The organism is Salinarchaeum chitinilyticum, assembly GCF_055390775.1.
Genome location: NZ_AP043888.1, coordinates 2,942,046 through 2,959,975, shown reverse-complemented (window position 1 = coordinate 2,959,975; position 17,930 = coordinate 2,942,046). Strand labels below are relative to the sequence as shown.

23 protein-coding genes and 1 tRNA gene are annotated in these 17,930 nt (G+C 61.5%); 9 read left to right on the top strand and 15 right to left on the bottom strand.

Translation table 11 applies throughout. The features are described from left to right. Nucleotides 1-40 precede the first annotated feature (40 nt). On the top strand, nucleotides 41-373 hold the full coding sequence (locus tag ACZ5KP_RS14345) for a DMT family transporter (RefSeq protein ID WP_460918549.1): 333 nt from the start codon (nucleotides 41-43) through the stop codon (nucleotides 371-373). Nucleotides 374-676: 303 nt separating this feature from the next. Here the strand turns inward: ACZ5KP_RS14345 and ACZ5KP_RS14340 are convergent, their stop codons facing one another. Together ACZ5KP_RS14340 and ACZ5KP_RS14335 are read right to left on the bottom strand one after the other, a co-directional pair. Continuing rightward, a complete protein-coding gene (locus tag ACZ5KP_RS14340; protein ID WP_460918548.1) occupies nucleotides 677-1,696 on the bottom strand; it encodes a tyrosine-type recombinase/integrase in 1,020 nt (339 codons plus the stop codon). Further along, complete coding sequence (locus tag ACZ5KP_RS14335) at nucleotides 1,693-1,956, bottom strand: hypothetical protein (RefSeq protein WP_460918547.1); 264 nt, start codon at nucleotides 1,954-1,956, stop codon at nucleotides 1,693-1,695. Before ACZ5KP_RS14335 ends, ACZ5KP_RS14340 begins: the two co-directional genes overlap by 4 nt. A 285-nt stretch (nucleotides 1,957-2,241) precedes the next feature. On the opposite strand from ACZ5KP_RS14335, the gene ACZ5KP_RS14330 reads away from it, so the two are divergent. From ACZ5KP_RS14330 to ACZ5KP_RS14320, 3 genes are all read left to right on the top strand, one after another. After that, nucleotides 2,242-2,370: a DUF7557 family protein gene (locus ACZ5KP_RS14330; RefSeq protein ID WP_460918545.1), complete on the top strand. Its 129-nt coding sequence runs from the start codon at nucleotides 2,242-2,244 to the stop codon at nucleotides 2,368-2,370. A gap of 1 nt (nucleotide 2,371) precedes the next feature. Continuing rightward, nucleotides 2,372-2,701 (top strand): hypothetical protein, encoded by a 330-nt coding sequence (locus ACZ5KP_RS14325; RefSeq protein ID WP_460918543.1) that lies wholly within the window; start codon nucleotides 2,372-2,374, stop codon nucleotides 2,699-2,701. Between the two features lie 165 nt (nucleotides 2,702-2,866). Further along, nucleotides 2,867-3,253, top strand: coding sequence for a hypothetical protein (locus ACZ5KP_RS14320; protein WP_460918541.1), 387 nt, complete (start codon nucleotides 2,867-2,869; stop codon nucleotides 3,251-3,253). Nucleotides 3,254-3,515: 262 nt separating this feature from the next. Here the strand turns inward: ACZ5KP_RS14320 and ACZ5KP_RS14315 are convergent, their stop codons facing one another. The 8 genes from ACZ5KP_RS14315 to ACZ5KP_RS14280 all read right to left on the bottom strand — a co-directional run bounded on the left by ACZ5KP_RS14315 (nucleotide 3,516) and on the right by ACZ5KP_RS14280 (nucleotide 9,610). After that, complete coding sequence (locus ACZ5KP_RS14315) at nucleotides 3,516-4,481, bottom strand: hypothetical protein (protein ID WP_460918540.1); 966 nt, start codon at nucleotides 4,479-4,481, stop codon at nucleotides 3,516-3,518. Further along, nucleotides 4,474-5,283 carry a DUF8125 domain-containing protein gene (locus ACZ5KP_RS14310; RefSeq protein ID WP_460918539.1) on the bottom strand — a complete coding sequence of 270 codons (810 nt, stop codon included), beginning with the start codon at nucleotides 5,281-5,283 and terminating at the stop codon, nucleotides 4,474-4,476. The genes ACZ5KP_RS14315 and ACZ5KP_RS14310 overlap by 8 nt, the downstream gene beginning before the upstream one ends. Further along, entirely contained in the window at nucleotides 5,280-5,816 is a 537-nt protein-coding gene (locus tag ACZ5KP_RS14305) for a hypothetical protein (protein WP_460918538.1), read from the bottom strand. Before ACZ5KP_RS14305 ends, ACZ5KP_RS14310 begins: the two co-directional genes overlap by 4 nt. Next, entirely contained in the window at nucleotides 5,803-7,854 is a 2,052-nt protein-coding gene (locus tag ACZ5KP_RS14300; protein WP_460918537.1) for a hypothetical protein, read from the bottom strand. The genes ACZ5KP_RS14305 and ACZ5KP_RS14300 overlap by 14 nt, the downstream gene beginning before the upstream one ends. After that, a complete protein-coding gene (locus tag ACZ5KP_RS14295) occupies nucleotides 7,851-8,387 on the bottom strand; it encodes a hypothetical protein (protein ID WP_460918536.1) in 537 nt (178 codons plus the stop codon). Before ACZ5KP_RS14295 ends, ACZ5KP_RS14300 begins: the two co-directional genes overlap by 4 nt. An 88-nt stretch (nucleotides 8,388-8,475) precedes the next feature. Next, nucleotides 8,476-8,856, bottom strand: a complete 381-nt coding sequence (locus ACZ5KP_RS14290; RefSeq protein WP_460918535.1) for a hypothetical protein — start codon at nucleotides 8,854-8,856, stop codon at nucleotides 8,476-8,478. Continuing rightward, nucleotides 8,853-9,248, bottom strand: coding sequence for a hypothetical protein (locus tag ACZ5KP_RS14285; RefSeq protein WP_460918534.1), 396 nt, complete (start codon nucleotides 9,246-9,248; stop codon nucleotides 8,853-8,855). Before ACZ5KP_RS14285 ends, ACZ5KP_RS14290 begins: the two co-directional genes overlap by 4 nt. Next, a complete protein-coding gene (locus ACZ5KP_RS14280) occupies nucleotides 9,248-9,610 on the bottom strand; it encodes a hypothetical protein (RefSeq protein WP_460918533.1) in 363 nt (120 codons plus the stop codon). Before ACZ5KP_RS14280 ends, ACZ5KP_RS14285 begins: the two co-directional genes overlap by 1 nt. Nucleotides 9,611-9,838: 228 nt before the next feature. Between ACZ5KP_RS14280 and ACZ5KP_RS14275 the strand changes: the two genes are divergently transcribed. Then, nucleotides 9,839-11,134: a hypothetical protein gene (locus ACZ5KP_RS14275; protein WP_460918532.1), complete on the top strand. Its 1,296-nt coding sequence runs from the start codon at nucleotides 9,839-9,841 to the stop codon at nucleotides 11,132-11,134. Between the two features lie 18 nt (nucleotides 11,135-11,152). On the opposite strand, the gene ACZ5KP_RS14270 is transcribed toward ACZ5KP_RS14275, so the two are convergent. The 5 genes from ACZ5KP_RS14270 to ACZ5KP_RS14250 all read right to left on the bottom strand — a co-directional run bounded on the left by ACZ5KP_RS14270 (nucleotide 11,153) and on the right by ACZ5KP_RS14250 (nucleotide 14,858). Then, the gene (locus ACZ5KP_RS14270) at nucleotides 11,153-13,426 is read right to left on the bottom strand and encodes a hypothetical protein (protein WP_460918530.1); all 2,274 of its coding nucleotides are present in this window, start codon (nucleotides 13,424-13,426) and stop codon (nucleotides 11,153-11,155) included. A 3-nt stretch (nucleotides 13,427-13,429) separates the two neighbouring features. Further along, complete coding sequence (locus tag ACZ5KP_RS14265; protein ID WP_460918529.1) at nucleotides 13,430-13,717, bottom strand: hypothetical protein; 288 nt, start codon at nucleotides 13,715-13,717, stop codon at nucleotides 13,430-13,432. Then, nucleotides 13,710-14,237 (bottom strand): hypothetical protein, encoded by a 528-nt coding sequence (locus tag ACZ5KP_RS14260; RefSeq protein WP_460918528.1) that lies wholly within the window; start codon nucleotides 14,235-14,237, stop codon nucleotides 13,710-13,712. The genes ACZ5KP_RS14265 and ACZ5KP_RS14260 overlap by 8 nt, the downstream gene beginning before the upstream one ends. After that, nucleotides 14,230-14,370 carry a hypothetical protein gene (locus ACZ5KP_RS14255; protein ID WP_460918527.1) on the bottom strand — a complete coding sequence of 47 codons (141 nt, stop codon included), beginning with the start codon at nucleotides 14,368-14,370 and terminating at the stop codon, nucleotides 14,230-14,232. Before ACZ5KP_RS14255 ends, ACZ5KP_RS14260 begins: the two co-directional genes overlap by 8 nt. Before the next feature lie 416 nt (nucleotides 14,371-14,786). Further along, nucleotides 14,787-14,858, bottom strand: a tRNA-Ala gene (locus ACZ5KP_RS14250). A gap of 361 nt (nucleotides 14,859-15,219) precedes the next feature. On the opposite strand from ACZ5KP_RS14250, the gene ACZ5KP_RS14245 reads away from it, so the two are divergent. The 4 genes from ACZ5KP_RS14245 to ACZ5KP_RS14230 are packed head-to-tail and all read left to right on the top strand — an operon-like array spanning nucleotide 15,220 to nucleotide 17,859. Beyond that, nucleotides 15,220-15,684 carry a 30S ribosomal protein S15 gene (locus ACZ5KP_RS14245; protein ID WP_460918526.1) on the top strand — a complete coding sequence of 155 codons (465 nt, stop codon included), beginning with the start codon at nucleotides 15,220-15,222 and terminating at the stop codon, nucleotides 15,682-15,684. A gap of 2 nt (nucleotides 15,685-15,686) precedes the next feature. Next, complete coding sequence (locus ACZ5KP_RS14240) at nucleotides 15,687-16,862, top strand: exonuclease (protein WP_460918525.1); 1,176 nt, start codon at nucleotides 15,687-15,689, stop codon at nucleotides 16,860-16,862. After that, on the top strand, nucleotides 16,859-17,227 hold the full coding sequence (locus ACZ5KP_RS14235) for a KEOPS complex subunit Pcc1 (RefSeq protein ID WP_460918524.1): 369 nt from the start codon (nucleotides 16,859-16,861) through the stop codon (nucleotides 17,225-17,227). Before ACZ5KP_RS14240 ends, ACZ5KP_RS14235 begins: the two co-directional genes overlap by 4 nt. Beyond that, entirely contained in the window at nucleotides 17,224-17,859 is a 636-nt protein-coding gene (locus ACZ5KP_RS14230) for a 30S ribosomal protein S3ae (RefSeq protein ID WP_460918523.1), read from the top strand. The genes ACZ5KP_RS14235 and ACZ5KP_RS14230 overlap by 4 nt, the downstream gene beginning before the upstream one ends. Nucleotides 17,860-17,930 lie beyond the last annotated feature (71 nt).

Below are 17,930 nucleotides of genomic sequence, written 5' to 3'. Positions count from 1 at the left end.
TTGCAGTACGCCAATAGTCGAGGGCCACACAGCGGGCCGTATGCATCCCTACGCGTTGCTCGCTGGCGCGATCTGTTCGGAACTCGTCGGAACGACCGCGCTCAAGCTCTCGGAGGGGTTCACGAACCCCGTGCCCAGCCTCGTGGTCGTGCTCGGCTACGGAGCAGCCTTCTACCTGCTCTCACTGACGCTCGAGGAGCTCCCGGTCGGGACGGTGTACGCGACGTGGGCGGCGCTGGGAATCGTCGGCATCGCGGCGATCGGCATCGTCGCGTTCGACGAGTCCATGGACCTCGCCGGAGTGCTCGGGATCGCGCTCATTCTCGGCGGCGTGTACTTCCTGAACGTCGTCTCCGACGTCTCCGCGCACTGAAACCAGACCGAGCGACGCCGGTACGCTCCTGGAGCCCAATGTACGAAGTCCACGTAGTACCGGCCCGAGCTCCGATCCTCCACAATCCAGTCGCTTCGAGAGGATTCTTGAGTGGAGTGGACTCGGCGGGACTGAGCAAACGCGAAGCGTTTGCGAGGTACGCCGAGTTCACGAGTGACTGAGCGAACGCAGTGAGCGAAGGAAACGAGTGGACTCGGCGGGGAATGCCCGATTCGGTACTCGCCGCGGTAGCTGATTCGAAGGTCGATACGACTGAACTCAGCGCTGTTGGAACGTGTTTGCTCATGAGTCTGGAAGGTGACCGCGCCGCAGCTCCATTTTCTCGCGATCCGTACGGCGATCGTAGTGCTGATCGAGAACGTCAGAAGAGACGTTCATCCGGTCCGAAACGACGCGTTCGGGCGTGCCCGTCCGAAGGTGGTGCGTTATCGCACCGCGACGGACGCCGTGAGGCGACCGACTCGATGGACACTTAGACGCGGCTTTCGGGTTGATCGCCTCGCACTCCTCGACGTCTCGATCGTGCGGACAGTCCTTGCCGACCTGACAGGGGCGACTCCACCGGTAGATGGTGTCGCGGATGCCGGTCGGCGACAGACGGCCGTGCGTCGACGAGATCAGCGGACGGCGGCCGTCGTCGTCAGTGATCGAATGGCGATTGTTCTGCAGGTAGTCCTGCAGGACGCCAGTGTAGTAGTCGCCGACCGCGATCGAGCGGCCAGCTGCTTCGCCGTTCTTCAGCGGCGTGCCCGACTCCGGTCGATGACGGAGATCGAGGCACTGGGCCTCCTGGTCGAAGTCGTCGACGTCCAGGGCGCGAAGCGCGCCCATGCGGATTCCAGTATGCCAGAGGATCGCGACGATGACGTGATCCCGACTGGCGTACTCGTACCGCTCCATGTACTGAAGGATGTCCTCGGCACGGTCAGCGGGGAGCTTCACGTCGCGCGCCTCGTCAGAGCGGTCGATCGAGGGCAGTTTGACGCGCTCGCGCATTCCCTCGGGAACGAAGTTCAGGTCAGCACAGAACTCGAGGAACACGCGGAGCGTCGCAAGCTCACCGCGCAGGGTGATCGTCGCGACGTTCCCCTCGCGTCGACGCCACGAGCGGAACTGATGAATGTCCCGTGGGCTCAGCTCGTCGAGCGTTTCGATACCGAACTCGCCACAGAACTCACAGAACGTTTCGAGACGATACTCGTGGTTCAGGAGTGTCTTTTCGGATACCTCGGGTTCGCGGTGATCGAGGTAGAGCGGTAGTGCTTCAGCTGGCGGGATCGGGTCGAGATCGTCCTCGGTCACGCCTCGACCTCCAGGCCGCCATCCTCGACGACCTCGATCTGATCGCGCTCGATCAGCTCGTCGGTCTTGCGATCGTGGAGTTCGTAGAACTCCGGATCTGGGCCGACAGGACGCGAAGCGCACTGTTGGCACCAGAAATGGTTATTGGTCGGTTCCCACGACCGGTGGCCTGCAGGGCAGCAGAACCGCCAGCGGTCGGCGCTATTCGACAACCGAATTTCTCTCTTCGTCGCAGGCATCCACCGGATGGTAGATGCCACTGGTAGAGGTGATCGGCCAAAGGCCATCAGTGAAAGTGAAACTGTTCGACAGCGGTTCCAGTCCGGGGGTTTATGCCCGGTTGGGCGTGATCGTTGCATGCTTCCTTTCGGGCAGCTAGGAAGCAGTCATCACCAGCCGGGCTCTCTCCCGGCTGCTTTCCGCACTTCGATAGTGACGACACTGCTTCCTGTGGTGTTGTGGCTGCTGTGGTGCCTTATCTCTTTGGTAGCCACAGTAGCCACAGCTTACCAGGGCTAAAGGTTCACACCTGCCAAAGGGGATCAATGGCCGACGATAAGACGAATATCGAGGTGCGTCGTGAAACTTGGAAGCGCCTAACGATGCGTAAAGAACCAGGGGACAGCTTTGATGACGTTATTCAAGATCTCCTTGATGAACTGGAGGATGAGTAGAATGGCAGAGGGAAGGCCTCTGGTCGAGCTGAACTACAGCACGCTCTACAAATTTTTGTCAGGTGCAGGTCTCGCTATCCTAGTGCCCTCGTTATTTTTTGAATCAAAGGTTGGGGCAGCTACGACCCCCGTGAACCTAGGGAATTTAATATTCAGCATAGGTGTTATGTCATGGGGAGCACATGATATATACTCAACTTATTGGACAATACAAGAAGAAACATCTTGGCGAAGCCAAGAAAGAAGAAGAAGCATGAATTTTCTATATATCAAGGGAACCATGTTGATCGCCTTCGCAGTCGTTATGTTCTTGCTTTGGGCTTCCGTTTGATCGTCGGGAAAACAAGACTGCTTTTTGGGATACGACCTTGATATTTGGTATTGTCTAAGATAAGGTCATCAATAAAGGCGGATTGCCTATCGGCATTAAAATAATATGCTGATATGCATAAAGCTTCGGCAGCAGCCTTTTATTATCTAAGAACTTTTTGATATCATGGTCGATTCGATGTACACGAGCGGACAGTTCACGGTTGAGGATGGAGACACCACAGTCATCCCAACGGGCCTACAGCCAACAGTTGATCGGAGTCAATTCTCTGCAGATCTATACGTTGAGACACAGGGCCATGATTTCGAAGTCGACCTTCGAGCAGACATGGAGCACACGGATAGAGAGTTTGAAACGAATATTATGATAAATGAAATACAGAGGAACAACCTCCAACTGGACATTTCGTTCTCCGGTCATTTCGATACAGAAACCGGGGAATTGAATATTATCGTGGGGGATGACCGAGGGGACCAGACTATTACTGGCAAGTTCAATTTTCCGGGAGACATGTGGACTCCCGAATTGGACCGTGTGAAAGGTATCGAGTAGGGGACAGTCGATTCTCAAATCATATCGCAACTACACCGCATTGTCGTCCCCCTTCCCTTCGGTCAGGGGATGCGCTGCGTGCGCGGGCTCCAGCCCCCATGGGAGGGGGCCATCGCCCGCGTACTCGCTTGCGGTGGCACGTGCAGGAGCACGGAGAGAGGTCTCAGACGTGTATCTCAGTTGACGGAGGGACTGTCAGGAACAGGCACGAGGGCGACCCACCGGACGAATTGGGGAGGTGGGTAGGTGGGTGGAGAGCGGTTCAGGACTCAGCTGGTCCAGCATCGCGAAGCCACTCAAGTAACTCGGGCCAATCGAGGTCTCTGGAGAAGATTCCTTCCGGGAGGTTCCAGGCCCACGGCGCAGCGTCGTCAGGCGCGTACTCGTCGACGGCAGGCTCGATCTCCTCGACAGGACCGCCAAACATCCGCCCAGTAGGGGCGTCAGAATCAGCGGGCCATTTCTCGTAGAACTCGGCCGTCGTTCGTTCGCTTTTGAACGCCGCGAGCGTCGTGAGGCGCTTGCACTCCGGGTCGATATCCTTCCCAGTGTGACCGATGGCCGCGAAGACGTCTACTCCGAGCTTCGCGAATCGCTTCGCCATCGGCGTCAGCTGCGTCCGAACCGCGTACCCGTAGACAGACGCGTCCAGGTGGGTCGAACCCTCGTCGAGGATCACCGCCTTCGGCGTCTCTCGGTGCTCCAGCAGTGCCACCAGCAGATCATACGCGGAAGTCACGACAATGTCGGTCGACGTCGAGGTCGACACGTTCGAGATGATCAGATACTCGTCGAGCTGCGCTTCCCGCAGCTCGCCAGCCATGAAGCCGAGATTCGTTTTGCCTGTGTTCGGGTTCCCCGCAATCGTCAGGAACGCGGGCGCGCCGTCGTTCTCGAGCTCGGCGAGCAGCTGCACAGGCAGGCGTAGCGAACTGGCGTCGAGATCCTGCTCGGTGATCCCGACGAGCCCGCTCAGGAGATCGCTTCGGCCGTCCCGAAGGGCCGCATTCGCGCCGTCCGTCTGCAGACTCGCGACCACTTCAGCGCCCCAGTCGGTGCTATCGACGGGCTCGCCCATCGCCCGCTCCATGAAGGAGAGGCTTCGGGAGTGATCGTCGTCGACGACGTTGGCCGCGTGGCCGCGAAGCGACAGGTCGGAGTCGATGTTACCGGCCGCGATCTCCGCGATCTTGGCCGCGGTGAGCAGGTGCTCGTCGGATTCAGTCATCGGCGCCCTCCGTGGCATCCTCGACGGCGTTGGACAGCTCCACCTCGGCGAGGGCTTCCAGCTCCGGGGGCGCCGCATCGTCGAGATCGTCCTCGACGTCGTCGCCGTCCTCCTGGTCGCCGTCGTCGTCGCGATCGAGATCGAACTGTTCGAGCGCACCGTCGACGGCATCGTCGAGTGACTGGCCTTCGTCGGGAAGTTCGGCAGCTTTCAGCGTGTCGACGAGGGACAGGAACGTCCCGGTGACCGCGTTGCGGACGATGCCCCAGCCTTGGGTCTTGTAGGCGAAGCCGATCTTCGCGTCTTCTTCGAGCTGCGTGCGCAGCTCCTGGATCGCACCGTAGTCTTCCATCAGCTCGCGATCGGTCTTCGAGGCGGGCCAGGTGCCTTCCTCGACGGTCAACGCGTCCTTGTCGACGCCCTTCCCGGCGTGAAGACGCGTCGCCCAGTCTTCGAGGGAGTCCTCTTTGACCTCCAGTTGCTGGAAGTCGGTTTCGGGGAACTCGTAGAGCGCCGCGTCGTCGTCAGCGGCGCCGGGCGCCTCGACGTCGTTGACGTAGTGATACTGGGGTTCCGGGAAGTAGCCGTTTATCCGGTACCCGGCGAGCACGCCGAAGGGAATCCCGCAGATCAGCGCGAGGTACGGAATCTGGAGTCGACGCGGAATGCCGATCAGGCCCAGCCACGAGATCAGGAGGAACATGAACGACGTGGCTACGAAGAGCACCCAGAACCGCGCGATGAACCAGCCGAACAACCGCTCGGACCAGCTCTTGTCAGAAGTGTTCAGAGAGACGTTCACGCTAACCGCCTCGGTTCAGGTTCTGACTCGCCGTTCTTCCGACGCAGGACCGTCACGAGAGCGCCGAGTGCGGCACCGGATCCGGCGCCGACGCCAGTCAGCTGAGCATCGAAGGCAGACCACGGGCCACCGATCAGCTCGCGGTGCTGGGAGAACACGACCGAGTAGAGCGCGAACTCCGTGTCAATCCCGACACCGGACATGCCGGTATCGGTCTCCTCGAGCTCGAACCGGACGGTGACCGTCTCGCCCGCGTCGACCTCGACGTCGCGCTGATCAGCGAGGCCACCGGACGAGAAGTCGGCAGCGTCGGTCAACGTGATCGTCTGGCTCGCCGTCGATCGAAGCGTAAGCACCGCCTCGCCATCGTCGAGCTCGGCGGAGCAGAGATAGGTGACGCGGTCGATTCGTTCGTCGGCGCACGGATCGGACGCGTTCGCGTCGGCGCTCTGTGCTGCTACTGGTGGGGCAGCGACCAAAAGAAAGAGAGAGCCGAGAACGACCGTGGCCGCGAGCAGCTTACCGGCGCGCACGGCCATCATCTCCGGAGAACTTGCTGATTCCGAGTGCTGCACCACCGACGCCGATACCGGCAGCGACGACGATCGCGAGCTTCCGGAGGAACGGATCGTTTCCATCCGGCAGGTCGGGGAGCCACGACCAGTCCATGCCGGTCCAGAGTGGACCGCCACCGCCGGAGTACGACGGGCCGGACTCGTCGTGAATCGACTCCATCGTCGCGATGAACGCGTCCAGATCCTCCTGCGTGAATTGCGTCTCCGTCGAACTCAGGTCCGTCGTGCCCTGTCCCTCGACAGTGTCGACGGGTTCGCCACTGTCGCGATCGTACGCTTCGAGGATGGTGAACGGGTTGGCGATACGTATCATCGAATCGCCCGTTCCCTTTGGGTACGTGAGGGTGATCGACTCGACCTCAGTGATCGGGCTTTCGAGGTCGTCCTCGAGGTCGACGGTGTAGTCCGTCGTAGCCTCGGGATCGAGGTGCTTGCTCTCATCGACCGGGATGAAACGATCAGGAGTGATCTCGATGGCCTCTCCGGCGGCCGTCTGGAGCTGGTAGATCGTGCCCTGAATCGGGCGCTGGTGAATCAACAGTTCGCCACCGTCGATAGCCGTGCGGAACTCGTCGGCATGGAGCTGCCGGCTAGCCGATTCAGAGGCGAACGCGAAGTACACCTTGCCGCCGAGATCGGCAGGGTCAACGGTCGATCCCACGTCGACGGAGAAATCCTCGTTGTCGACGAGCATCGTGCCGCGCAGCTCGGTGCCATCGTGGAGCTCGACGACCATCTCGTGGGGCAGCGAGTGGGCCATCCCCATCGACGCGAACGAGGCCGCAGCGTACGTGTAGTGGCCGGTGTTCTCGTAGTCAGTTGCATACTCCGAGGCAGCCAGCATCGGATTATTGGCGATGATCTGTTCGGTCGAGAGTTCTCCAGCGGCGATTTTGCCATAGGCGTTGAGCGCCCACTGACGGATCTGATCGACCATGCGATCATGCTCTTGGACGATCCAATCGCCGATGACGGCGTGCTGGTTGAACATCGCCCAGTCGGTGAAGTCAGTGCTTGCTGACTCTGCCTCCGAATAGCTGGTCGGGTGAGTCTTGTCAGCAGCTCCCCAGAACGTTTGGACGCCACCGTCCGTCTTGGCGTTGAACCGAGGACGAGTCGCGACGGCAGTGTCGCGACCGCCGGAGTAGCTCAGAGACGTCCACTGGTCCGGACGGAACACGAGGGAGAACGAATCGCTCCCGTCGGCACCGCCATCGTCGTAGTCCCAGTCGTAGCTGTAGCTGAACTCTGGGCAGTTGAGCGTCATCGTGGAGCCGTCGACGAGCGTAACCTCCTGGTCGACGAACGCGATGTCTTTCGAGACGCTGCTGGCCCAGCCGCCACTTCCGCCCCACGACAGACCGCCGCCGTTGTAGAGGTGACTGTCGGGGTCAGAAAGGCCCTCGTGGAGGGCGACACTCAGGGCCTCGATCTCGTTCATCTGCTCCTGCCAGTACGCGAAGTGGTTGTTCTGCGGGATCGCGTAGTAGTTGCTGACGGCTGCCTCAGCGGCATCCATAGTCTCGTCCTCGGTCTTGCTCGCCTCGATCGCGTCGAGGAAGCCGACGAGCCCTTCGAGCCACGCGTTGTTGCGTGCCTGCAGCACCACGTTCCAGATGTTCGTCAGGACGTGGTGATCGCGGTTCCCCATCGTAGAGAGCTTGAGAACGGCGTCGGCTTGCAGATTCTCAGCTGTGGAGTCGTCGAACTCCTCGATGAAGTACGGTGCGCCCATCGTGGACATGACGTCCTTCCACGTACCGAACGCGCCCTCATCGGGATCGTTCAGCATCTCGATCAGGACGGCGTTCGCACCGATGGTCTGCACCGACGAGCCCATGAAGTTCTGCGGCGGGCTGAACGTCGTCTCCTCCGTCCCGTCGGAGCCGTCGGTCTCGTTCTGTGCGGTCGCCGGGGCAGCGCCAGCAGCTGCGGCGGCAGTTGCCCCCATCAGCTGCATGGCGCGGCGCCGGGAGACCTGGGGCTGGGCGCTCATCGGCCCGACTCCCTCCACGCGAGGCCGAACGCTGCCAGCACGATCACGACGCCACCGACGAGGCCGCCGACCGTTCGGCGGTCCTCAAGGAGGCCAGCACCAGAGCCGCCGACTGCACCGCTTTCAGTCTGCGCGGATTCGGCGGAGTACGAATCGACGGCACCAGGGTCGCCAGCGAACTGGACCGAGTAGTTTCCGACCGTCGCGTTCTCACCCAGCACGAACGACTGTACGGACGTACCACCAGCGGAGCCGTTGACGGTCATGTTCTGAGTGACGTTCCCGTCCGGCGCGACGAGATCAGCGGTGACCGTCGCGTTCGCATCGTCGATCGAGTCGTTGAACGCGACCGTTACTTCGACAGTGTCGGTCTCCTCGGTGACGGTGACGTTCTCGGGGCCAAGCTCCGCGGCGTCGACGGCACCGGTCCCGAAGGCGACCGCGAGGCCGACGACACCGATTATTGACACGACGAGCAGGCCCCACGCGAGGAGCCGCTGGGCGGCCTCTGCGTCGGCGTTGCCCAACGTCATCGGTGGATCACCGAACCGGCGGGGACAGCGGTCTGTCGAACTGTACGCGAGTCGTTCCCGCTCTCGCGGGGAGTGTTGGCACTCATAGTCAGTTGAGCATCGAGACGAAGACGAACCCGGCAGTCTGAATGAAGAAGACCGGGAGCGCGATCGCCTCGATCTGCACGGCGTCCGCGACGTGCGGGATGATCGGCGGCGCGATCACGAACCCCATCGTAGCGTAGGCAATCCACGCCTCGACGGGGCCGAGCATATCACGGAAGCCCTTGTCGCGGTTGAAGATGACCGCGGCGAGCGCAACGAGCTGCAGGATAGCGCCGACGGACAGCACGATCCCGCTGCTCGACCACACGACCTGTGCGAGGTTCACGCCGACGGGATTCGATACGACACCGAGGGCGCCCCACGACCCGATGATGAAGGTCGGGAGCGCCAGCACCAGCTCCTTGTCCAGCTCGAGTTCGGTCATCTGACTGCTGACCCCCACGAGCCGAACGTTACGAGGAAGGCGGTCGCACTGAGCCAGTCAGCCGTCCCGATCAGTCCGGCGACACCGGGAACGAACTGATGGGCGAGGATCAGGATAGGACCACCTGCGATCAGCGCCTGCTCCCAGCGTGCGTACTCCTCGTAGTCTCGCGTCCTCGAACTCATGAACGCGACCACGAGGGCGACGAGCGAGATCACCGTCGCGTGGATCGACGTGAGCGTGTAGTCGACCCACAGCAGTCTCGGCGCTGCAAGGCCGCCGAACTGGAAGGCTGAGGCGACACTGAAAACGATCCCGAGGAGTGCCGGGAGCGTGCGAAGCTGGTAGTAGTCGCTCGCCTTCGATGCAGCAGCGTGACGGTAGGCGGTCATCAGTTGCCTGACTCCGGGAAGGCCGCCTTGTGCGGGTGCTGGGTCTCGTCCGAATCGGGAAGCGATCGCTCCTCATCCTCGTCGACGTAGAGGCACACGTCGGTTCCCTCGTGGATGCGGCCAGCGTTGACGTGCTGCTTCACGTCCCACTTGGCCCACACCTTCTGCAGGCCGTCGTCTTCGGTCAGGACAGTGAGAAGATGCCAGGCGCCGCGGTCGTCTTCGCCGCTCTTGACGTTGACGACAGTCCCGACGAGCGGGCCTGCCTCGGCGAGATCGACGGGATCGTCATCGTCGCGGTCGTTGTCGTTCTGTACCTCTGCGGTCTCGTACCCTTCGGGCAGGGCGGAATTCGTCGCCATTTGGTTGGTCGGACCCAGATCCCCTCACGGGAATCCGGGGCACCGAGTTGACCTCGGTACAGTAGACTGTCCGACCGGAAGGGAACTAAAAGAAAAACTAGAAGTCTAACTTATTTGTGATAGGAACAAGAGTACCCGTGGATTGCATCATCCATAGTGAGAGGCATTCCAATGATGTCCATCAAATATAGGATATCAATTTAACATTCTTGAAGCCAGACCATAATTATGCACAGTGGTTACTTTGACGCATATCAACTAATCCATGAGGACCCATTTAGTGGAGAATATCAGGTCAAAATTGGACAAAGTTCAAATTTTAGAAGATTTCTGTTCAGAGCAGTTCAAGACTTTGGAATAAATAGAGACGAACACAAGCTCACGAACAGAGGGATTTGTAACGAATTCCATGAGATGCTTATCGAGATCGCAGAAGAGGAGGGGACGGACCTGTCAGAAAGCGAGTTCAACCGAGAATTCCATAGGAAGAAAGGAGAGCTGTTCTCAGATTGGTTGGGAGGTGATCCGGAATCATATACAATAGCCTTCCCGATAATGATGAGGAGCAAGCACTTTCCCAACCAAGTTGAATTCTACGGATCGAAAGCGGAGCAAATTGGCAATGAGGAATGGGAATCGTACCTAAATACGTCAATTGAAGCAGAGGATTCGAATTTTAGTACGCTCCTCGACGAACTACCGAATGATTTCGAGTCTGACCATCCACTTGACAGAAGAGAATGGACATATCTAAAAGTCAATATTGAAGGTAGAGACCGGCTTTATCCCTTATTAGAAGTCAGCAATCTCATTGAAATCAAATTTGCCGAGATCAATTTCTTTGATCATCTATGGGGTTCCGATATGCCCCAACCCGCGAGCTCGGACAGAGTACCAAATGAAAAATGGTCGAGGCTACAAGAGCCACCATTCTATCTTGTGTTCAAGGATGGTGATTATGTCACACACCGTATGGTCGACTATGATTATCGACGGTCCATAGGCAGATTCCATTTTAGTCAGACAGATATAAGCGATGTTAGCGAAATTCCTACATTTGACTATGACGCAGAGAAGGGTACTTATGAAGGTCACATCGTCGCTGCACTCCTAGCCTACCAAGATGGAATGACAGAACGGTCGGTAAGGCAATCATTCTTTAGTTTTTGGCGCGGAATTGAAATACTCTCGAATACCAGCAACTCCTCAAAGATGGTAGACCGGGGAGAATTTGCTGTCTCTTATCATCACGATGGTGAGAGTTCCTTTCTTCCGGAAATGAGGGATGCCATCGAGGAGATTGAGAATATTCGTCATAAACTTGTACATGAAGGTTTGAAAACCGAGGTTCATAGAGGACATAGAAATGGAGCCAAAGTGTTGCTGGATGGACTTTTATATCTATATATTCAGAAATTTGACGACTGGGATTTAGACGACATGGCTTCATTCCTTAGGCATGGAGTTGAGTATCAAGAAAAGATGCAGTTTCTGTCTACATTAATAAACAAAATGAGCGAGTGAGCTTAGGCAAAACCGGATTTACTGAATTGGATACTGGTCGCCACAGTTCGTACACTCCCAGGTTCGCGTCTCGTAATCGCTCACATACTCGCCATCGTCGCACTCCCAGCAACCGGGTTCCCACCACGGGAGCGGGCGCTCGGGAACGTCGACGAACGCCTCGATGATGTGCTTGCAACGTTTCACCGACGCACCAGCGCGTTGGGCGAGTTTTTCGAGTACGTACCCGAGTCGGACGCGCCCATCCTTCCAGAGAAGTTGGCCGTTCGTATCGGCGGCCATCTCGACGATCTCCGTATTGCGACGAATCCACTCTTTGAGGGCTTCGCCCGATAGGTGCGTCTCGACGAGCTGCACTCCGCCACCACCGTCGTCGACAGAGTGACGTTCACCGTGAACCGTGATTGCGTCGAGTCGCCACGCAGGCGGCCGCTCGACACTCACCACGTCGTCCGCAGGATCGTAGCCAGCTCGCTCCTGTTGTACGAGCTCGTCGATTCGATCAGGGTGGATCGAATGCCGTTCGTTCAGGAAGACGACGATGCGCGGCAGTGGGTCATCGAGATCGGGCGCGCGGTCATCCGCAGAGTAGACCAGCGGGTCGTCGGTATCAGCGCGATAGCGGGGGTCAGATTCGAGAATCCACCCGGCTTTCATCCACTCCGGTCGCCGAACGTCTCGATCGAGGGCGCGCAGGAGGTACCGTATATCGCGGTCCGTGATCGCCTTGCCATCCTCCGATTCGTCGGGGTTTTCAATTTCTCGCGCCGTTCGAGTCGGCTGTTCACCGACCGCTGCCACTGACTTAGCCGACGGCCAACGTTCGCGAAGCTCCTCCTCGCGCTCTTCATGCCAGTCCCGACCGCCGTCAGCAACGGCAGTCGGGCCATCGTTCGAAGTGCCGTACTTCGCCTCGACGAGCGTTTGCGATTGGTCGATCCCGTGCGGTGATCCGCACTCGGCACAGACCAATTTCCGTTGCTGGCGGATCTCCTTGCGTCGAATCTCCTCGCCATGATCGAGATCCTGATCGCACTGTGAGTGCTCGAACCGCTGACGACAGGCATCCGCCGTCGACGCCCAGCACGCGGCATCAGACCGGGAAATCGTTTGCGCGTTGATCGACCACATCGCGGCCGCGAAGGCGACATACGGCAACTCGCGTTCGAGCAGATCGGCGGGTTCGATACTCGCGTAATCGCAGACGTAGGACGCGAGATTGTCAATCTCGTCGGGTTTCCGTATCTCGACGGTCCCGACGTCTTCGCGGTTAGCATCCCAATCCGCAACGTCGAGATCGTGCGCAGCTGCGCCAGCTGCGTCACACACCTCGACGTGCTCCTCGATGATCGGGCGGAGATCCGACAGCTGGAGATCGGGCGAGTCGATCAGCAGAACGACGTGCTCGTGAGGATAGCACTGATTTTCACCGTCGCCTGGGTGGGGTTCGACTCGCTTATCGTACTGCCAATCCACTCCGAGGCTTCGGAAGTGATTGCGCATCTTGTCATAAACGCCGTTGCTCCAACTGTCGCGAAGCTGGTCGGCGTGATCGACGGGGCCAAGTTTGTACTTCCCCGGTCGAGACGACGCCGAGCGCGTCAGTAACACCACGTTCGGATCGTCCATGATCCCGTCCGGGCTCTCGCCCGAGGGACGTTCACCGACGCCGACGACCTCGCGAAACCAGCCGTTCATCTCGGCGAACTTCGTTTTCTGATACGACGGCATCCACCGGTTATCAGCTTCCACGTCGTGGGTCGCGTGGCCTGGATCGCCAGGACGGCCCCGTTCCAAGTGGAGGGTCGTGTTCCGGCAGTCCTCGTGCGATTGGAGCAGCCGGACCACAGCCTCTCCCCACGTGACGGGGTTGCGGCCGTTCTCTTGCTCAACGTCGAAGCCAGAGGTCCAGTCTTCGGGCTTATCGTCGAGCGATTCGAGGTTCGCGCCATCGGGCAGATCCTCGGCCATCGGCTCGACGAACTCCTCGGAAGTATCTCTCTCGAGTAGCACGGGACGAAGCCCGCGTTTGTGCTGGTGCGACAGCGGCATCCGGGCGAGCTCTGGAAACTCATTCCAGAACCGTTCGGTCACGTCACCGGGCTCGGGCAGCTCTCGGTCTTCGTCGAACTCGACAGGACCGTCGTCAGCCCGGTTTACAGAGTCTATCTCATTGGTGAGCCAAGCCGCACCGCACTCCGCTGGCGGTTGGTCGGCGGACTCTTCGTCGCCCTCAGCGGGCGCTACATGCTCGCCTTCGAACCGGTCGGCGTCGACGATCTCGCCGACCACGGTTCAGGCGTCGAGCTGGGCAGCGCGGTGATCGCGACCGTGCTCCGCTGGGTGGACCGCTTCGAGGAGATCGGGACGATTGTCCCAGCCGTCGCGACCGGCGTGATGGGCGTGGCGGGGATCGTCGGACTCCCATGGCGAGGCCAGCTCGCCGTGCGCCCACGCAGTCAGCCGGTGCAGGTAGACGTAGCAGTCCCGACCGAGATCCGACGAGTAGGCGCGGATCCGGACGTAGCCGCCGACCTCGAACTCCACACGAGGCCCGACGGTGAACGTCGGGCCATCAGACACCGGCCATCACCTCGACGGATCGAGTAACGGACTCAGCCAGTGGCTCGGGTATTGCGGCGTTCTCGACACCGGCGTGTGGCGTCTGGTTCTGGTACTTGTACTGCACTGGTCCTGGATCAAAGACCGGGAGATCGTGCCACAGACGCCAGGGACCCCACACAGTATCCGGTGGACCGTAGAAGTCACCGAATCCGAGCACATTCTCGACGACCCAGTACCGAGGTTCGAGCCGGCGGATCAGCGAGAAGCACGCAGCGTGGACCGACAGGTCCGGGTCGCCGGAATAGACCCCGTCGCCGTACCACGGGAGACGGTACTTGGTTACCTCCACGCAGGGCGGCGAGGCGGTGACCAAGTCCGGGCACCGGTCGACCTCGAGCTGGCGAACGTCACCGAGCAGGTCAACACGGTCAGAGTCGACGACATCGACGCCGAGAACGTCCCACTTCGAACTACCGCGAGTGCGCGCCTGCCAGCCACCAGTGCCTGCACAGAGGTCGAGATGGAACAGGTCAGACACGGCCGACCTCCTCGCCGTCGTCGGTGTGCGTCCCGCAGACGACCACAGTGACGCCGTCACGGCGGACGTAGGCCACCGGCTCGTTCGTGCAACCCATCCGGCCACAGGCGTCGGGTTCGCGCGCTCGGCTCATCGCGACCGACCTCTGGCAGCAGGCTCACGAACGGTCGGCCGCGTACGAGGTACGCAGAGCTTGCATGCGTCCTCAGACTCGGCTTCGGACCCGATTTCGTTGATGCACTGGGATCGACAGAACCGGCAACGGTACGACCGCATATCCCGCCAGTCCGTCATGGCCGACACCTCCGATCACCGAGCGCTGGGCACCGTTCATGCTCGGCGACGATCACACCGCCACAGAACTCGCAAACCGGGCCGTAAATCGGCCGTTCACCACAGCGATGGCCCGACGGCGGTTCGGTGCCTCTCGATTCGTGTTGAACTCGGTCCCCTACATCGGCACCGCTGGAAGACCTATCTCCGAATACCGGAGCTAAGAAGCGTTGTACTCCGAGGTTAGGAACCCCGGCCACGACGGGTAAATTCCGATGGACTCGGCGGGATTTGAACCCGCGGCCTCCCCCGTGCCAGGGGGGTGATCTACCACTGATCTACGAGCCCGCACTCGAATTCTACAGCCGGTGTCGTTGATAAACCCCTCGAAACGAATCCCCGAGAGCGTCGAACGCCGAGCCGAGAGGATCGATATGGGGCCGTTCGACGCGGACGAAACCACGCGTTCTGGAGCCGCTTCCGCGGAATCGTCGAGTAGAAACCCTTTAGGACGGGCCAGCGGTACGGTGTTCTGGGAACAGCACGGCCGCAAGTCCGACGCGCCGCCGCGTGTCTTCGCGGAGCTTCCCTCCGCCACGCACGGCTTGGGATTGCGGAAGTGCACCCGGACGCGGCTCGATTCGCGCGTTTGGCGCGGCTCGATCCGTCAACCCGGGCTTTCGTGCGGTTGTGCCGTTCCTATCAATCTATGGCACGAATGCACTCACGACGCCGCGGATCGTCCGGTTCGGACCGGCCCGCGGACGACGACCCGCCGGAGTGGAGTGACGTGGACGCCGACGCGATCGAGGATCGCGTCGTGGAGCTGGCCGAGCAGGGGCACGACCCCTCCCAGATCGGTCTCAAGCTTCGCGACGAGGGCGTGAAGGGCACGCCGATCCCCGACGTGAAGGCGGCGACGGGCTCCAAGGTCACCGAGATCATGGAGAACAACCACGTCGAGAACGAGATTCCGGAGGACCTCCGCAACCTCCTCGAGCAGGCGATCCGCCTGAACGAGCACATGGAGGAGAACGGCCAGGACCACCAGAACCGCCGGGCGCTCCAGAACACCGAGTCGAAGGTCCGCCGCCTCGTCGACTACTACAGCGGTGACAAGATAGACGAGGAGTTCGCGTACACCTACGAGAACGCCAAGGAGCTCCTCGAGTAACGATGCCTGCAACCAGCCGCACAGCACGGGACGCCCCCACCGCGAGCGACGTCGCCGCGTCGCTCCGGGAGGCGCCCCTGGTGCGGCTGGTGCTCCGACGCGACGGCGACGCCGTCGCAGCCGCTGGCGTCCTCGCGCGAGCACTCGATGCGATCGACGTCCCGGTCCAGGTCTCGCCCACGGGAACGGCCGACCGGCGCGCCGCACGCGCGGACGCTGGCGACCCCGACGCGACGACCGTCGCGATCGGTCCCGTTCCGGGCGCAGACGTCACACTCGACGACGCGGAGCGACCGGTCGCGGTCGCTGCCGTCGAGATCACAAGCGAACTCGGCTGTGAGCCCGACGCGACCCTCGGGCTCGCGGGCGTCGTCGCTGCCGGGGAACTGCCCGCCGACGTTGCGCCCGCGCTACTCGAACGCGCCGAAGCCGACGGGCTCGAACGGAAGGACGGCGTTGGGCTTGCCACCGACGACATCGTCGACGGCCTCGCCCACTCGCTGTCCGTTCACGCCGAGTTCTCGGGCGACATGGCAGCCACGGCAGACGCCCTGGCCGAGATCGGCCTCGACGCCGACGATCGCGAGCGCGTGACTGAGCTCTCCGACAAGCAGCGTCGGGCAGTCGCGTCACTCCTCGCGGTCGCGGCCACCGACGGCGACGCACCGGAGGCAGCAGCCGAGACCGTCGAGCGGACCCTTCGGCCCCACCACGTCGGTGGAGCGGTTCCGACGGTCGAGGGGTACGCAGACCTCCTCTCGACGACGGCGGTCGTCGCGCCCGGGATCGCCGCCGCCCACGCCGTCGGCGACGTCGAGATCGATGCGCTCCGCGCCGCGTGGCGCGATGCGAGCGCCGAGACCCACGCCGCGCTGGCGGCGGATCCCGCGCGCTACGACGGCGTCGCGGTCTACGACGCTCAGGACGCGCCCCCGGAGCTCGTTGCCGCGCTCGCGCGGGACGCCCGATCGCCCGAGCCGGTCGCACTCGCGATCGGCGAGGACGCGATCGGACTCGCGAGCCGAGACGGCGACGACGCCGACCTCGTCGATGCGGTCGCAGAGACCGCCGGCGGCGACGTGGACGTCACGGCCCGCTACGCGGTGGTTCGACAGTCGAACGACGCCGACGACGCGAACGAGACGGCCCTCGTCGAGGCCATCAGGGAGGCACGATGACCGGGAACGATCACGCGCACGCGGACGGCGCCACGAACACGGCCGAGCCGATCGGCACGCGCCGGGCCACGATCACCAGCGAGGTGGACGCCCCGGAGACAGTCGCCGCCGCGATCGGGCCCGACGACACCGACGAGATCGACACGCGCGTCGAGGACGGCCGCGTCGTTACCACGATCGAACGGGAGACGACCGGCGGCCTCGAGGCGACGATCGACGACTACGTCGTCGCACTCGACGTGGCGACCACGACGGTCGAGCACGTGGCCACGGACGGCCCGGCGGACGACGACGCCGACGCCTCGGAGCAGGCACCTGAAGCCGACGAACAGCACGCCAACCGAACGGATACAGATACACCATGAGCGAGCGATCAGTCTCACGACAACGACAGGAAAAGCGGTGGTACACCGTGCACGCCCCGGAGCAGTTCGATCGGGCCGAGCTCGGCGAGACCCCCGCTGACGAACCGGACCAGGTCCTCGGACGGACCGTGGAAACGACGCTCGGCGACCTGCAGGACGACGCCGGCGAGAACAACACGAAGCTGACCTTCAAGATCAACGACGTGGGCAGCGACGCTGCCTACACGGAGTTCATCAGCCACGAGCTCACGCGGGACTACCTCCGCAGCCTCGTACGCCGCGGTGCCTCGAAAGTCGAGGCGTACGTCACCGTCCTCACGACGGACGACTACCGCGTGCAGATCCAGCCCGTCGCGTTCACGACCAAGAAGGCGGACGCGAGCCAGGAGAAGGCGATCCGTCGCGTCATGATCGACATGGTCGAGGAGGCCGGCGAGGAGCGCACCTTCGAGGCGCTCATCGACTCCGTCGTCGAAGGCCGCCTCTCCAGCGGGATCTACGGCGAGGCGAAGTCGATCTACCCGCTCCGGCGGGTCGAGATCCAGAAGGCCACCCTCGAGGCGCGACCCGAAGAGGTCGCCGCCGAGGAGGAGGCCGCCGTCGACGTCGAGGACGAAGACGTCGAAATCTGAGGACGGAACGGATTTCGTTCGTTTTCTTCGCGTTCGTCACCGAGAGCCGTGCGTCCGCAGGTTCAAGGCAG

Coding starts and splice junctions, on each gene's coding strand:
- ACZ5KP_RS14320 (WP_460918541.1), top strand. CDS start 2,867: ATGGTCGATTCGATGTACACGAGCGGACAGTTCACGGTTGAGGATGGA.
- ACZ5KP_RS14315 (WP_460918540.1), bottom strand. CDS start 4,481: ATGACTGAATCCGACGAGCACCTGCTCACCGCGGCCAAGATCGCGGAG.
- ACZ5KP_RS14245 (WP_460918526.1), top strand. CDS start 15,220: ATGGCACGAATGCACTCACGACGCCGCGGATCGTCCGGTTCGGACCGG.
- ACZ5KP_RS14285 (WP_460918534.1), bottom strand. CDS start 9,248: ATGACCGCCTACCGTCACGCTGCTGCATCGAAGGCGAGCGACTACTAC.
- ACZ5KP_RS14345 (WP_460918549.1), top strand. CDS start 41: ATGCATCCCTACGCGTTGCTCGCTGGCGCGATCTGTTCGGAACTCGTC.
- ACZ5KP_RS14300 (WP_460918537.1), bottom strand. CDS start 7,854: ATGAGCGCCCAGCCCCAGGTCTCCCGGCGCCGCGCCATGCAGCTGATG.
- ACZ5KP_RS14330 (WP_460918545.1), top strand. CDS start 2,242: ATGGCCGACGATAAGACGAATATCGAGGTGCGTCGTGAAACTTGGAAG.
- ACZ5KP_RS14240 (WP_460918525.1), top strand. CDS start 15,687: ATGCCTGCAACCAGCCGCACAGCACGGGACGCCCCCACCGCGAGCGAC.
- ACZ5KP_RS14275 (WP_460918532.1), top strand. CDS start 9,839: ATGCACAGTGGTTACTTTGACGCATATCAACTAATCCATGAGGACCCA.
- ACZ5KP_RS14255 (WP_460918527.1), bottom strand. CDS start 14,370: ATGAGCCGAGCGCGCGAACCCGACGCCTGTGGCCGGATGGGTTGCACG.
- ACZ5KP_RS14295 (WP_460918536.1), bottom strand. CDS start 8,387: ATGACGTTGGGCAACGCCGACGCAGAGGCCGCCCAGCGGCTCCTCGCG.
- ACZ5KP_RS14230 (WP_460918523.1), top strand. CDS start 17,224: ATGAGCGAGCGATCAGTCTCACGACAACGACAGGAAAAGCGGTGGTAC.
- ACZ5KP_RS14290 (WP_460918535.1), bottom strand. CDS start 8,856: ATGACCGAACTCGAGCTGGACAAGGAGCTGGTGCTGGCGCTCCCGACC.
- ACZ5KP_RS14325 (WP_460918543.1), top strand. CDS start 2,372: ATGGCAGAGGGAAGGCCTCTGGTCGAGCTGAACTACAGCACGCTCTAC.
- ACZ5KP_RS14280 (WP_460918533.1), bottom strand. CDS start 9,610: ATGGCGACGAATTCCGCCCTGCCCGAAGGGTACGAGACCGCAGAGGTA.
- ACZ5KP_RS14235 (WP_460918524.1), top strand. CDS start 16,859: ATGACCGGGAACGATCACGCGCACGCGGACGGCGCCACGAACACGGCC.